Source organism: Pseudomonas sp. (assembly GCF_030150285.1).
GTDB lineage: Bacteria > Pseudomonadota > Gammaproteobacteria > Pseudomonadales > Pseudomonadaceae > Aquipseudomonas.
On sequence record NZ_JASLGE010000074.1, the window covers coordinates 20,828 to 35,148 of the forward strand.

Here is a 14,321-nt window from a genome sequence, read left to right on the forward strand (position 1 = left end):
ATGCATCTGATGATTCAACAACCTCGCTCCGAACGTCGCACCCAGAATCGTATTGTGGCCTTGTTTACGGACACGTCGCGGCCTGATTGTCTTGGCTACAACTACCTGGGTGAGTGGAGCAAGCGTGGGCAAAATCGCAACATTGAAGTCGAACTGTTGCAGGCAAACCTGAAACAGCGCGGCTACTCCGATGCACAGATATCGGCGGCGCTGCAAAAGCTAATGACCGCGGCTGATGCCACTGGCATCACGCTGTATCAGGCTAATTTGCGTACTTACCAACTGCTGCGTTACGGCGTGCCGGTACAGGTAGCCGTTGGGAAGGCCCACGAAACGGTGCATCTGGTTGATTGGGAGCACCCTGAACGCAATGACTTCTCCATTGCCGAAGAAGTGACCTTGCGCGGTGGTCATGAGCGCCGCCCTGATTTGGTGATTTATCTGAACGGTATCGCCATCGGTGTGATTGAGCTCAAACGTAGTTCGGTAGAGGTGGGCGATGGTATTAACCAACTGATCACCAACCAGGAGGAAATTTTCAATAAAGGTTTCTTTAGCACAGTGCAGATGGTTTTTGCTGGCAGTGACTCTCAGGGCTTGCGCTACGGGACGGCGACTACCCGCGCCGAGTTTTTTGTCGAGTGGAAGACGTCTTCCCTGAACGCTAGGCCTGAAGAACTGAATACACAGCGCGAAATGCCTGCTCGCTACCAAGTGCTCGCGGGCGCAGAAGTGCCTCAGTCTGTTTATTTTCTGGATGGCCCACTGGCCCAGATATGTGAAAAGTCTCGTTTACTTGATCTGATTCGCAACTTCATCATCTTCGATGCGGGTATCAAGAAGGTGCCGCGACCTCATCAATACGCTGCCGTGAAGGCCGCGCAGGAGCGGGTTCGGCGTAAAGAGGGTGGGGTTATCTGGCATACCCAGGGCAGTGGCAAGAGCATTCTGATGGTGCTGATTGCCAAGTGGTTGCTGGAGCATGATCCCGAAGCGCGCATTTTGGTCATTACGGATCGCGATGAGCTGGACAAGCAAATATCCGGGGTGATGCGTAATGCGGGGGTAATCGGTAACGACTCGCCATCGCCACGTGTGACCTCGCGCGCCGATCTTGTGCAGAAGCTTTTCGCTCCCTCGCCGCGCCTGCTCTGTGCGCTGTTGCACAAGTTTGAGCCTGATTTGAGCGTACCGCCACCGCCCATGCATGGGCGTTTCTATGTATTCGTGGATGAATGTCACCGCACCCAAGGCGGCGACATGAACAAGCAAATGAAGCAGTGGCTGGTCAATGCCCTGTTTATTGGCTTTACCGGTACACCGTTGTTGCGTAAGGACAAGCAGACTACACGCGATGTGTTCGGCACTTACATCCATACCTACAAGTTCCATGAAGCCGTGGCGGATAAGGTCGTGTTGGACCTTAAGTATGAGGCGCGAGATGTGCCGCAGCGCTTGACCTCGCCAAAGGCCATTGATGCCTGGTTTGAACATAAAACCAAAGGATTGAACAATTACCAGAAGTCGATCCTTCGCAAGCGCTGGGCGACCATGGAGGCGCTAATGAGTGCCGGCGAGCGCAAACAGCGCATCATTGCCAGCATCATTGAGGACTTCAGCCTGAAGCCGCGATTGAACAACAATCGGGGGACCGCCATTCTGGTGGCAGCCAGCATCTACGATGCATGCCATTACTTGCGCTTATTTGAGACCACCTCATTCGGACCTTACTGCGGCATCATCACGTCCTATGAGCCGAACCACAACGCAATCTCCCGCGAGCCGGCGCAAAGCGATGAGCGTTACAAGTTCGATACCTACACGCAGTACGTGCTTAAGCCGGGCCAGACCACCACCGCTTATGAAGAAGAGACCAAGCGTCGCTTCATTGAGGAGCCTGCCAACCTGAAGCTACTCATTGTGGTCAGCAAGCTGCTTACTGGCTTCGATGCACCTAGTTGCTCCTACATTTACCTTGATAACGAGCTGCGGGACCATAACCTTTTCCAGGCAATTTGCCGCACCAACCGGCTCGACGGTGATGACAAGGACTTTGGCTATATCGTCGACTTCAAAGAGCTGTTCGGCGACGTGCAAGACGCCATTTCGGTGTACACCTCTGACGAGTTGGATGTCGACGCAGGCAGCGGGGGCAATAACAACGTTGAACTGAAGAACTGGCTGGTTGAAGGGAAGAAGCAACTGGACGCTGCCCGTGAGGCATTGAGTTACTTGTGCGCCCCCGTGGCACCACCGCGTGAGATTGAGCAGTTTATCCATTACTTCTGTGGTGCTGCTGCTAACGCCAATGGGCTAGATGAGACCGAAGCACTGCGGGTGTCCTTCTACAAGGCGGTGGCTTCATTTGTGCGGGCGTTTGCCGAATTGGCGCAGCACCTCACCGAAGCCGGATACTCGGCGGGTGAAGCCGGGAGGCTTCAGATAGAGGTGCAGTTTTATGCAGACGTGCGGGAGGCGATAAAGAAGCATTCCGGTGAAGAGCTGGATATCAAGCCATTTGAATCGGACATGCGGCATTTGCTTAATACTTATATCCAGGCAGACCCTGCTGACCCCATGAGTACGGTTGATAACTTTTCGCTGGTTGAACTGATCGTTCAGACTGGTGTTCACGATGCCATTGCCAAAAAGCTCAACGCCAAGGGCAAGCTTTCCAAGGGGGCGATTGCCGAAGGCATTATCAATAACGTCCGTAAAACGATCATTCGCGATCAACTGACTGACCCGAAGTTCTATGAGGGCATGTCGAGGCTGCTTGAAGATCTGATCAAGCAGAGTCGTGAAGATGCTGCCGCCTACGAGGAGTTCTTGCGCAAGGCTGAGGCGCTGGTTAGACAACTGGCGCAGAAGGGGCCAGGTAACTCCCCTGTTGCACTCAATGGGCTTCGAGAGGCTACTGTTGTGTTCAACAACCTCGACAGCATTGCAGCAACCACTTTTCAGTGCCCGCATGACGAGGGCGCGAAAGTGAAGTTGGCCTTAGATATTGATCAAGTTATGCGTAATGAGGCTCCGTCTTCCTGGCGAGGAGAATCATCACGTGAATCACAGATTATTAATGCGCTGTATCCTTTGATGGGGCGTGACGGTGAAGCGACCATGGCAATGTTCGAGATTATCAAGAAGCAACCGGGCTATTGATGGACGAGATTATTGAGTTGGGCGAAATTTTAATTTCGGTGACCAGAAAAGACATCAAGCATGTCCACCTGAGTGTGCACCCGCCCGAGGGGCGGGTAACGTTAGTCGCCCCAACAAGCACACGGCTTGAAGTCGCTCGGGCTTATGCTATTTCCAGGCTGGGCTGGATTCGCGAGCAACAGAGCAAACTGGAGGCGCAGGCGCGTGAAGCGCCGCGTCAGTTCGTGGAAAGAGAAAGCCACTATGTCTGGGGTCGACGGTACCTGATGGTGGTTAACTACCAAGACGCCAAGCCATCGGTGGTGCTCGACCACAAACGTATCACCCTAACTGTTCGCCCCGGCAGCGATTCGCAAAAGCGCGCCGAAGTTATGCACGAATGGCAGAAGCGGCAACTGCATGCCGTGGTGCCGGTGTTGATCAATAAGTGGGCGTGTAAGCTGAAGGTGAAGGTTGCTAGTTATTACCTGCAGCGGATGAAAACCAAATGGGGCAGCTGTAATCATCAAGCAGGGAACATACGACTGAACACCGAGTTGGTGAAGAAGCCGAAAGACCTGCTTGAGTATGTGATTGTCCACGAGATGGTTCACCTGCTTGAGCCTACCCACAATGAACGCTTTGTGTCTATCCTCGGGGAGCATTATCCAACCTGGCGCGAGGCACGCGCCGAGTTGAACGAATTGCCGCTGGCGGCTGAGGTTTGGAAGGAGTGAGGCTGCAAAAGACCGTTTGCATTTGTGACTGTTGGTCTCGTTAGGGCTTCGCTGCGCACTAATCCGCCGTTAAAGCAGGCTAGCTGCGTCAGTCTTAACCGCGTCATCAAAATGCGGAAAGTGTTGCTTGAGGCGCTCAATCGTCCAGCGCCATTTCGGCGTGGTAGGGCGGCACACCGTATTTTGGTTGCCAAACATGCCGACTTCTCGCACTGCTTGGCTGATAGGCACACTTTGCAGCCATTGGACGGGCACAAAGTAGTCGCATAGCTCCAGGTCGTCGGCGAACTCAGCGTGGTAATTGGCCCGCGATGCAACTTCAAGTATCGGGCGTTCTTCCCCGTCGACCATCACGGTAAAGTCTTTCGCAGGCGTCGAGGTGCCAAGTACGCGACCCACACCGACATAGCCTTGTTGCGGCACGTTGACCCAGATTCGGTCACCCGGCGACAACAATTGAAGTGTTTTGCTATACCACGCACCACCACCGCCGGAAATGAAGCCAAAATCGACAGCGTCGGCCCAGGAGCGCGAGGTCGAGTCGCCAAACGAGCAGTAAAACTCACCATTCCAAGGTTCGTTATGGCTTTCACTGCTCGATACAGCGTTCACTTGGGTCTGAACTGGGTCGAGTAACCATGAACGGCTTAATAGCTGTTGATCACCTGCTTCGAAAATCTGAAAGCACAGTACGTTGATCGGAATATCACGCTTGCTCAGGTATTCAACGATTCGCTCACTGCTGGCATCCAGTTCGGTGGCGACAATGATCAACTGATGGCTTTTGTTCAATTCATCATCGTCCAGCGCAAAACCAAAGCGCGCCAGGAAATCTGCGTACAGGCTGCATCCTGGTTTGAAGCGCTGATAAATCGCTGCAATATCGTTCTCACGCAACCCTTCGACCCACACCGCGTAATCAAGTGCTTGGGCCACTACCTCACGAGGTGTGCGGTCGCGCTTGAGCTCAATCAGTACCAGATCACCGTTAGGTGCGATTGCCAGTAAGTCGATACGCCCGCCCATGCCTGTGTTTTCTTGTCTACCTATCAACATCCACTCATCCGAGAGAATGCTTGGAGAACTGATGATCATATCTTCCAGCAACTGTTCACTGGCCAAGCGGGTTTGGCGCAGCTTGCTCGGCACAGGGCCAACGGTCCAGACGTCTGTTTTGATAGGCAAATCGTGAATCCTTGGATGGGCGTGGTAACAGTTGACCTAGAAATGGAGGTGGGGGAAGATTTCCATTCCCCCTGGCGTTCCGAGTTATTGGTTGTCTATCAGAGCATATCTAGTAATAGGCCTTCTTTATGCTTCGCCTCATCTGCTTCGTGTGCTTTGGCGGAGTACTCTATCGAAAGGGTGCACTGGTAGCCTTCACCAGTCAAAGACAGAAAAATGTTGGTCTCGTCATCTGCCCAATTAGTGAAGCGGGACATGTGCCCTGCGCTCACTGCCGTTCCCCAGTTATGATAATCGTCACGAAACAAGTCGTTCATCCAGTACTCGTCATCGCTTATCAGGAGAGGGTATTTTTTCTGCAGACTGACTTTTAGCTCATCGAACTTGGATAGGTAGGTATTGGCGTTAGCGAAATCTTGGTTGAATACATACTTTCCTCGTACCAGTATGTCATTCAAAAATACGAAAACTACCAAACAGCTATTGCCGGCAAGTGTTGACTCAAAAGCCAGGAACCCGTCTCCCTCGAGCCATTCAACGTTTGCCTCAGACTGCTTAACCTCTGCTGCGTGCATCCCCCAGAAGGTTTTTCGGAAGCTGTGTCGGTTATCAGCCTTTGCCAGGCCTGCGTGCTGGTAATGCCAGGTTCCGTCCTGATTAAGTACTACTTTTTGCCCATCATCTGTTGTACCAAGCATAACTAGCTCCTAGATCGAAGAGATTCAGAGGTGAGGCTATCCCTAAGGGCGCTCCACAAAGGCACATCATTACCAAGCCATCTTTATCGCTGCTGGTCAGACTGCGCAGCAGAGGCCCTATTTCGAACGTGAACCTGGAAACCTGGCTGTATACAAGAGACGACGGATGCATGCGCGATTGGGTTTCGTTGCCCGAGAGCTGCCATCTTTGTAACGTAGCGGTTTGCATTGAGCATATCCAGCAGTCGGCACAAGGTAAAGGCGCTTAGCCATCATTCTATGAGGTTCATTTTTCGGGCCCGTAGTGATCAAGGTATGACTTTAGTCGTATTCGGTTAGGTCAGGCTCGGTTCAAGTAACTTATGGCTTTACCCTGATCGCAGGTAAGGCTATCGTGCTGGCATAAAGACATGATCCTGCCTGTTTTCGCACTATCTGGAGCTCCTTTAAGACGTTCCTAACTAACAAATGCTGTGTCTTGGCCAGAGAAAAATAAAACCTTTTCTCGGTAAATTGCTGCCTTGAGAAAAGGCTTTTAAATCAAATGTTCAAAGGTGTTGGAATGGAAGGCTCATCATTTTTAAGTCTGTTGAAGGACGCGAGTGCGGAACAGCTGACAGCCCCGGTGTTGGTGGTCAGTGTTGTGCTGTTTTTACTTGTGGTATTCGTCTTCCGCTACGTATGGCCCTCCTTGAAGCTGGCTAAAAGTCTCGCAGAGCTCAAGGTTGCCCTTAAAAAGGCCAAAACATTTGCACCTGCGCAGCGCCGCTCTGAACTTCAACGAATTTTTGTGGGCAGTTCGCTTGAGCATTCCTGGGATGAGTACTCGGAAACGCTGCACGACCAGTATGAGTTTCGCGAGGGTGAGCAAGTCTTGGTTCGCTCGCGTGCGACGGCCGCCGCGGCTCATTTTTTCTCGGCTCAAAGTGTTGTCGATACGCCGTTGCGTACGGAGTTTTATAAACACCTTCCCGGCATCCTGACGGGGATCGGTATTGTCGGGACTTTTTTCGGGCTTATGTTAGGGCTGCAAAGTTTTGATCCCAGTACCCCTGAGTTGGTTAATGCCAGCCTGGATAAGCTGCTAAAAGATGTATTTTTTGCGTTTGTCGGTTCTGTATTTTCTATCGGAGTTTCAATTCTGGTCACTTTGGTCGAGAAGTGGCGCTTAGGCCGTTGCTATACATTGCTTGAAGGCCTGACCGAGACCCTAGACAGCCTGTTCGATAGCGGCGTGGGTGAAGAGTATTTGGCTGAACTCGTACGCTCCAGCGCCGAGAGTTCGATTCAGACGCGTCAACTCAAAGACAGCCTGGTCACGGACTTGCGGGAAATGCTGCAAAACCTTGTCGATACTCAAGTGCGTGAAAGCCTGAAACTGGCTGACACCTTGTCCACGACTTATCGCGATTCAGGTCAGTTATTGGCTGATCAGGTCAGCGGTGCCATTGAGAACAGCCTCAAGCAGCCCCTCGAAACCATCGCCGGGGCCGTCCAAGCAGCCAGCGGTGCCCAAACCGGGCAAGTAGAAGGCATTCTAAAAGATGTGTTGGTCGCTTTTATGAACAAGCTGGAAAGCACCTTTGGCCAGCAGTTTAATGGCCTGCACGACTTGATGGGGCAATCGGTGGCCGCCATGCAGTCCATGCAACAGGGCTTCTCGACGCTTATCCAAGACATGCGTTCGGCCAGTGATTCGTCCAATCAAACCAGCTCGACGATGATTGCGCAGTTGCTGACGGACATGCATTTGGCCCAGAACGCCATGCAGGCGGGCATGAGTGAGATGTTGGCGCATTTGCAGGAGTCCGTGGCGCGTATCGGCAATGAAGGTGAAGGCGCGGGCCAGCGTATGGCGCAGCAGATGGAAAAACTGTTCGCTGACAGTGAAGCCCGCCAACAAACCATGGCTGAACACCTGCAGGCGTTTGTCGAGTCTATCCAGCAGAATATTGGTCATGGCCAAGAAGCGACCATGTCAAAAATCGCAGGCTCGGTGGATGTCCTCGGCGAACAGCTTTCGGCGGTGTTCTCGCAACTTGAGCGTGGTCAGCAGCAGATGGACCAATCGACGCGCGCGGCGCAAGCCGACTTGCATCAAGGCACGCGGGATCTGGTCGGTGGCCTGGATGAGCAAGTCAAAGCCCTGCTACAAACGGTGGGGGCGCAGCAGCAGGCGGCGCAAGACACGGTCAAGGCACTGAGTGCGCAAACCGAGCAGCATTTACAGAGTATGCAGGTGGGCGCCGATAAAATGCGCGCCGCAGCTGAGCGATTTGAAACTGCAGGCCACAGTGTAACCAAGGCCAGCGACTCGACAGCCAACTTGATGGGGGCTGTTCAGGTGGCAGGGGCTGAGTTGGGCCAGGCAACCCGCGAGCTTACGGCCGTGGTGTCGGACTATCGCAATAACCGCGAAGCACTGGCCACAACCTTGGCCGTGATTGAAGGGGTGGTAGCCAGTGCTCACGGTGAAGCCAGCGGCCGCAGCCAGTATTTGCAAGACCTCAAAGCGCAGAGCGAGCGTTTGCAAGCGATGAACCGTGAAGTGTACGAGTACCTCGACAACATCAGCGGTGTACTGGGCAATGGGTTTAAAGCGTTTGGCGATGGCATGGACGATGTCCTGCGCCGGACACTGGGCAACCTGGACCTTGAACTGGATAAAGCCGTCAAGAGTATTGCTGCAGGGGTCGATGGGGTGAAGGAAAGCATCGAAGATTTCAGTGATGTCATGGAAAAAATCAGGTCGTAATGGAGGCTACCCATGTTTGGTAAACAGATGCCTTCGGCGACGCGTCAGAAAGATGAAGGCGAAAAGCCGTTCTGGATATCCTTCGCTGACCTGATGACGGCGATGATGATCTTGTTTTTGGTGGTGATGGTCGCGTCCTTGAGCTCGGTGACCCAACGCATCAAGCAGGCTGAGCAAGGTGAGAAGCAACGCACCCAGGATATTGGGCGGTTGTGCGAGCGTCTTCAGCTCACTGCCAAAAACTCAAACACGACGATCCTGGTGGACTGCAAAGACAATCGCATCAGCTTCGGTGAAGCGGGGCGTTTTGGGCATAACCTCTATTCGCTGAATGCACAGGGTCAAAACGCCCTGCAAGAAGTGGTGCCTTTGATCCTCGATGCGGCAGACAGTGAAGAAGGGCGTAAGTGGTTCAAACAAGTGGTAATTGAGGGTTTTACCGACACGGTCGGTTCTTATCTGTACAACTTGCATTTGTCCTTGCAGCGCTCCGAGTGGGTGATGTGCAGCCTGCTCGATAGCCGTAGCCCGCTGCAAATTGGTCTGTCCGCCGAACGCCAACAGCAGATTCGCTCGATGTTTCTGGCCGGGGGGGTGTCTTTCAACAATGCCAAGGGCACCAATGAAGAAAGCCGCCGGGTCGAATTGAGAATGCAGTTCTATGGTTTGAAGGAGAAGGAGGGGGCGTTGGTACCGGAAGTACCGGTTTTTACTAACATTGAAGCTGAAAGGTGTCAGTTGGCGATGTCGCGATGAGCGGATCACTTGCAAAGCTGGCAGCGGCCATCGAGTCCCAACTCACCGGCAAACGCATGGGCATGGCCCCAGAGCCTCTGCTGCGTTTCAGCCACTTACAAGCGGCGAGTCATGAGCTGTATCAGCGCTATGAACGCGCCGAGCAGGCATTGCCGCCGCCACACCTGAAACGACGAGAAGCCATCAACAAGTTCAGAAACGAACAAAAGCTCAATCCTTCTGAGTGGCGGATGGTGTTTTCAGGTCTGGCCGATAAAAGTGAGCGCGTGGCGCCCATTCTTGAAGAAAGTCAGTTGTATGAACGTGTTCACCATCAGGTTCAGGAGCGTATTCGCCAGCGTTCACTGAGCCGGCGCGACTGGCTGGCGTTGTGTTTCAGCTACTTTGGCTATGAGTCCGAGATGCCGGATGCCAATTTCAGTTGGTGCACGCTCAGGCAAGATATTAAAGATGGTTTGGAAAGCGTTAAAGGCCGGCAGGTACGTGAAAAGGAATGGATTCGTATTGTTCAGCAGTACGAAGAGCTATTCACTGACACGGCAGGTGAAGGCCTGGGCGAGCAGATGTTCAACGGCGAAATTGACGATTTGTCGGTGTTGCAGACCATCGCGCAAATCCCTGACAGCAGTTGGCTGTGGCGGCGAATTTTCAATGTGCTGCTGTCGCGGATTTTTAATCTGGATGATGTGGAGTTTGAGTACCGCATAGCCGGTTTTATTGCCCTTGGGACCCAGCACCCTAAATACGTACACGATATTTTAAGTGCTTGTTTGTCGCGCTATTACCTTGCGTCGTTCCGTGAAAAACCATCATCCATATTGAAGCAAGCCGCTCTGGATAACTGGGGCAGCCCGCAAATGCGCTCCCGAGAAAATCGTTGGCTTCAGCATGTGAAGCCCGATGTGTGCGCTATGGTGGTGGCTTGGTTTGCCAAGGAAGATTTGGAGCACTTTTTCAACTTGTTGAAAGGCGATGCTGAAGTCGACCAAGCGCGCTTGTTCTACTGGCTACGTTTTGCCAATCAAATGAGTTACACGCGCATTGTTATGGGAAGTGGTGCCTGGATTGATCGCAGCCAAGACTTTGTTCATTTTCGTGAGAAGAACAAAGGCCGTTTGAGTCGTCTTGAGGGTGCGCCGATGCATAACAACGCAGTGGTTATGCAGATTGGGAATTACCTCTTTGTCGAGTTTTCCGGGACGGGGAATGCCTGCTTTGTGTACCCGGTGGATACGTGCCCGTTCAATCCGGATAAATTTATGTTGGATTTGAATGACGACCTTAAGCAGCGAGGGCGTAAACCTAAGCGTTTATTACATACGCCAGTGCCTTATTACCCCAACAAAGTAGAAGGCTGGCTCAGTAAGTTTGACGACGAGTTACGCGCTTTGGGTATCACCCTCAATGGTCATATTTCTACGCAGCCTGTCCCTCCACCGATGCATGCCACACCGCAGTCAGTGTCTATTGAGGGTAAGGTTGGAACTGCTTTGGTAGGCATTCCCCATACTCTGCATGACACGCGGGCCAAAGGCGGCGCGTTTTACGTACAACTGGAGCGCCCAGATCCAACCGCGATGGCAGATTTGCACCGGTTAGGTTTTAAGCAGGTTAACGATCAGCCTTTGCGGTTCTGGAGACATTGATGTTCAAGCGTTTTCTATCAGGGAAAAATCGTCAGACTGGCAATGCGGCTGAGTTGCCTTTAGTACTTTACTCGGTCGAAGAACAGGGCCTGTGTTACTCCTTGAGTCTGGCTGATCAGGCCGATTCATGGCCATTGGCGCTGTACCTTGATCAGTTGCAGGAAGAAGAGTTTGCATGCCAACTGAGTGATCGCTGGTTGCTGTCCTGGGATGAGCTTTATCGCTTGATTGAAGATCCCGAGCACCGCAGCAGTCTGGGGTTATTGGGACTGCCTCCGCTCACAACGTTGACTCCTCAACTGGTGAGTCAAGGTAGCCTGGCCTCACCTGATTTTAAGGTTTCAATCAGTGGTTGGCGTGATCAAGCCTCGGGTGCCATGGTAGCTGTGCGGCGCACTGGTGCAATGATTGAATATGGCACTCAGACTGAAATGCTGTCTCAGGCCTCATGGCGGCTACTGGGTGCGGTGCGCCATCTTTACCTGGCGCAGCAGGAAGCTCCCGGCGAACTGACCAACCAGATTGGCTGGTCGAGTATTCGTAGCCTGGCTTTAAAAGCTGGTGCAGGGATGGACGGTTTTCTGGATAAAACGGTGGTGGTCAAGCCTGAGAGTTTGCGACTGACCCCGCGTAAATCCATGGTGGGTGATACCCCGGTCATCGAGCTCGTGCCTTCTTTTGAGGGGCAACCTGCCAATTGGCTTTCCAGTTTCGATGGCCAGCAGCAGGTACAGGATCGCTATCGGGTTACCGACGATGATGGTTCGCTGACCCATGTGCTGATTGGGCCTGAGGTTAAATCCGTACTGGATTATGTGCATACGTTGCCGGGCCGCCGCGTAGCCGGGGATGATGCCCTGTCCTTTGTGCGCAATCCTTACAGTGCCTTGGGGGAAAACGCGAGCCAGGTTCTCGACGCCACGGTCTACGAAGAGGGCTTGGTGGCAGCAGGGATTTTTTTCCACCGCTTCAGCCTGCACACTCAAGTCGATGAACCAAGCCAACGCATCCAACAGATCACGTTGACCCTTGAGCCGATCGCCCCTACACCACAGGCTTCGATCGAATTGACGTTTCATGCGGCGTTTGAGTTTGCTCCTTTCGTCAGTGAGCTCGAATTGAAGCTCGCGGCGGGGATGCCAGCCGGATTCTGGCACGGGTATGAACTGGAGCTGAGTGACTTCGATTTGCGCCAGTTAGCAGGCATCAAAGAGCTGCTCAAACGCTGGCAAAGTGAAGCCATGGGCGCTGAGTTCGATTCGGTGCTGGATTTATCGCAGTACGGCGATCGAGTGACGGGTATTGGTGAAGCGGAGCGCATTAGCTCCCCCTTTCTGGTCAAAGAGGCCACCGAGAACTGGTTGCCTAAAGACATTGCCGACTTGGCACAGGGGGCTGAAGCATTCGGTCGTTGGGACCCCTCTGACAGGGCCCAGTTTGACGACTTCGCGCAACGCTTGGAGGACGCTCGTGCCAACGGCGAGCAGACCGTGTTATTGCCCGAGTCAACAATTGAACTTGCATTACCGGCGGCACAGCAACTGCTTGACGTTTGGTCGCAAAAAATCGCCCCGGTTCCAACGCCTAAACCAGACGTGGAAAAGATCGGGCGTGCGGTTCTGCAAATCGGTCAGAATATCGATGAGCCCAACTACGTTCAGTTACGCCAAGAAGCATTGCTTGCAGGGCTTGATGCTGTGCCGCAATTGCCCACATTGCTTCAGCCCCACGTGGTGCTAAGGGATCATCAGTTGCAAGGGGTGGCCTGGCTTCAGCACTTGTTCAAGTTGTCACCCACCGATGTATCGGGCTGTTTGTTGGCAGATGACATGGGCCTGGGCAAGACCATTCAATTGCTGACTTTTCTGGTTTGGTATCTCGAGGCCTATCCACAGGACAAACCAGTATTGATCGTTGCGCCAGTGTCATTGCTGGATAACTGGGAGCGCGAGCTTGGTCAGTTCTTTTATGCTGACGCATTGCCAGTGCTCAAACTCTATGGCGCTGCGTTGAGCGCGGTGAAGTTTAAAAAGGACGAAATACCCGCTGATATCAAAGCCAAGGGCATTAAAAACCTTCTACGCCCGGGCTGGCTTGGTGGTGCCCGAATTGTGCTGACCACTTACGAAACCCTTCGTGACCAAGAATTCTCACTGGCGCGTCAGCAATGGTCCATTGTGGTGTGTGATGAGGCGCAAAAACTCAAGAACCCTGCGGCCCTGGTGACCCAAGCGATCAAGGCGATCCCAGCACGTTTTCGTGTTGCGTGCACCGGCACACCGGTTGAAAACTCGCTGATCGATCTCTGGTGTTTGTTCGACTTTATTCAGCCCGGCTTTTTGGGTGGATTGAACCAGTTTGGTCGTGAGTATCAGCGTCCGATTGAAGCTGCCCTCGAGCGCGATACGGTTGCTCTTGAGCGACTGCGAAAACTCATAGAACCGCAGACGCTACGCCGGACTAAGCAAGACGTCGCCAAGGACTTGCCGGCAAAAATTGAAGACCGCGGGTGTCGCTCGCTGACCATGCATGGTCTTCAGCGTGACCTGTATCTATCCGAAGTGTCGGCCTATAGCCGTAAGCAGCAAATCGAAGAGCAACTGGATCAGAAAAGTTCAGGCATGTTGGGTTTGCTGCATAAGCTGAAATTGATTTGCGCCCACCCCTATAGCGTGCAGCCGGATGCCCGTTTACGTGAGCACTCACCAAAAATGCAGTGGCTGATGCGCACGCTGGAAAATATCAAGGCCGCAGGTCAGGGGGACAAGGTCATCGTCTTTACCGAACTTCGTGACATACAGCGGGAACTGCAACATGCCATTCAAGAGCGTTTCGGCTTGCGTGCCACGGTGATTAATGGCGATACCAGTACGAGCAGCGAGAGTGCCATAAGTCGCCAGAAGTTGATTGATCAGTTTCAGGCGCAACCTGGCTTTGGTGTGATCATTTTGTCGACTATTGCGGTTGGCTTTGGTGTCAACGTTCAGGCGGCGAACCATGTTATCCACTTTACGCGGTGCTGGAACCCGGCAAAGGAGGATCAAGCGACAGATCGTGCGTATCGAATCGGACAAACCAAGGACGTGCATGTGTATTACCCGACCGTGCTGGACAGTGGAATGACCACCTTTGAGGCCACGCTGGATCAATTGCTCAGTAAACGTCGAGAGTTGGCTCAGGATATGTTGAGTGCAGCGTCTGATATTCAGATATCAGATTTTGATCAGCTACTTGAAACTCAGAAGTGAGCATGATTATTGCTTATGTGGAGATTCAAACTGGGTAGATTGGGTCATCAATCTACTGGTCTGTCTCTTTGATTGGTTTCACGAGCAGTGTTTTCAGGTTTGAACCTGTATGTGTAGCAACTTAGGCTTGATCTGACAGACACTGGATGTTGGGT

The 14,321-nt window shown here is 52.8% G+C and carries 8 protein-coding genes; 6 read left to right on the top strand and 2 right to left on the bottom strand.

The window, feature by feature from the left end; all coding sequences use genetic code 11:
- Positions 1–9: 9 nt before the first annotated feature.
- Together Q1W15_RS16635 and Q1W15_RS16640 are read left to right on the top strand one after the other, a co-directional pair.
- Positions 10–3,162: a type I restriction endonuclease subunit R gene (locus Q1W15_RS16635; protein ID WP_300730281.1), complete on the top strand. Its 3,153-nt coding sequence runs from the start codon at positions 10–12 to the stop codon at positions 3,160–3,162.
- Positions 3,162–3,878, top strand: coding sequence for a M48 family metallopeptidase (locus Q1W15_RS16640; protein WP_300730282.1), 717 nt, complete (start codon positions 3,162–3,164; stop codon positions 3,876–3,878). The genes Q1W15_RS16635 and Q1W15_RS16640 overlap by 1 nt, the downstream gene beginning before the upstream one ends.
- A 69-nt stretch (positions 3,879–3,947) precedes the next feature.
- Here the strand turns inward: Q1W15_RS16640 and Q1W15_RS16645 are convergent, their stop codons facing one another.
- Positions 3,948–5,063, bottom strand: a complete 1,116-nt coding sequence (locus Q1W15_RS16645) for an endonuclease NucS domain-containing protein (protein ID WP_300730283.1) — start codon at positions 5,061–5,063, stop codon at positions 3,948–3,950.
- A gap of 98 nt (positions 5,064–5,161) precedes the next feature.
- Positions 5,162–5,761 (bottom strand): hypothetical protein, encoded by a 600-nt coding sequence (locus tag Q1W15_RS16650; protein ID WP_300730284.1) that lies wholly within the window; start codon positions 5,759–5,761, stop codon positions 5,162–5,164.
- Between the two features lie 562 nt (positions 5,762–6,323).
- On the opposite strand from Q1W15_RS16650, the gene zorA1 reads away from it, so the two are divergent.
- From zorA1 to zorD, 4 genes are read left to right on the top strand one after another with little or no spacing between them, the layout of a single operon-like run.
- Complete coding sequence (zorA1, locus tag Q1W15_RS16655; protein ID WP_300730285.1) at positions 6,324–8,516, top strand: type I Zorya anti-phage system protein ZorA1; 2,193 nt, start codon at positions 6,324–6,326, stop codon at positions 8,514–8,516.
- 12 nt (positions 8,517–8,528) lie between these two features.
- Positions 8,529–9,272 carry a type I Zorya anti-phage system protein ZorB1 gene (zorB1, locus tag Q1W15_RS16660; protein ID WP_300730286.1) on the top strand — a complete coding sequence of 248 codons (744 nt, stop codon included), beginning with the start codon at positions 8,529–8,531 and terminating at the stop codon, positions 9,270–9,272.
- The gene (zorC, locus tag Q1W15_RS16665) at positions 9,269–10,918 is read left to right on the top strand and encodes a type I Zorya anti-phage system protein ZorC (protein ID WP_300730287.1); all 1,650 of its coding nucleotides are present in this window, start codon (positions 9,269–9,271) and stop codon (positions 10,916–10,918) included. Before zorB1 ends, zorC begins: the two co-directional genes overlap by 4 nt.
- Positions 10,918–14,166 carry a type I Zorya anti-phage system protein ZorD gene (gene zorD, locus Q1W15_RS16670; RefSeq protein ID WP_300730288.1) on the top strand — a complete coding sequence of 1,083 codons (3,249 nt, stop codon included), beginning with the start codon at positions 10,918–10,920 and terminating at the stop codon, positions 14,164–14,166. Before zorC ends, zorD begins: the two co-directional genes overlap by 1 nt.
- Positions 14,167–14,321: the final 155 nt, after the last annotated feature.

Bases quoted from the DNA above. Each gene is read 5' to 3' on its own strand.
- zorC (WP_300730287.1), top strand. From the start codon at position 9,269: ATGAGCGGATCACTTGCAAAGCTGGCAGCGGCCATCGAGTCCCAACTC.
- Q1W15_RS16640 (WP_300730282.1), top strand. From the start codon at position 3,162: ATGGACGAGATTATTGAGTTGGGCGAAATTTTAATTTCGGTGACCAGA.
- zorB1 (WP_300730286.1), top strand. From the start codon at position 8,529: ATGTTTGGTAAACAGATGCCTTCGGCGACGCGTCAGAAAGATGAAGGC.
- Q1W15_RS16650 (WP_300730284.1), bottom strand. From the start codon at position 5,761: ATGCTTGGTACAACAGATGATGGGCAAAAAGTAGTACTTAATCAGGAC.
- Q1W15_RS16635 (WP_300730281.1), top strand. From the start codon at position 10: ATGATTCAACAACCTCGCTCCGAACGTCGCACCCAGAATCGTATTGTG.
- zorA1 (WP_300730285.1), top strand. From the start codon at position 6,324: ATGGAAGGCTCATCATTTTTAAGTCTGTTGAAGGACGCGAGTGCGGAA.
- zorD (WP_300730288.1), top strand. From the start codon at position 10,918: ATGTTCAAGCGTTTTCTATCAGGGAAAAATCGTCAGACTGGCAATGCG.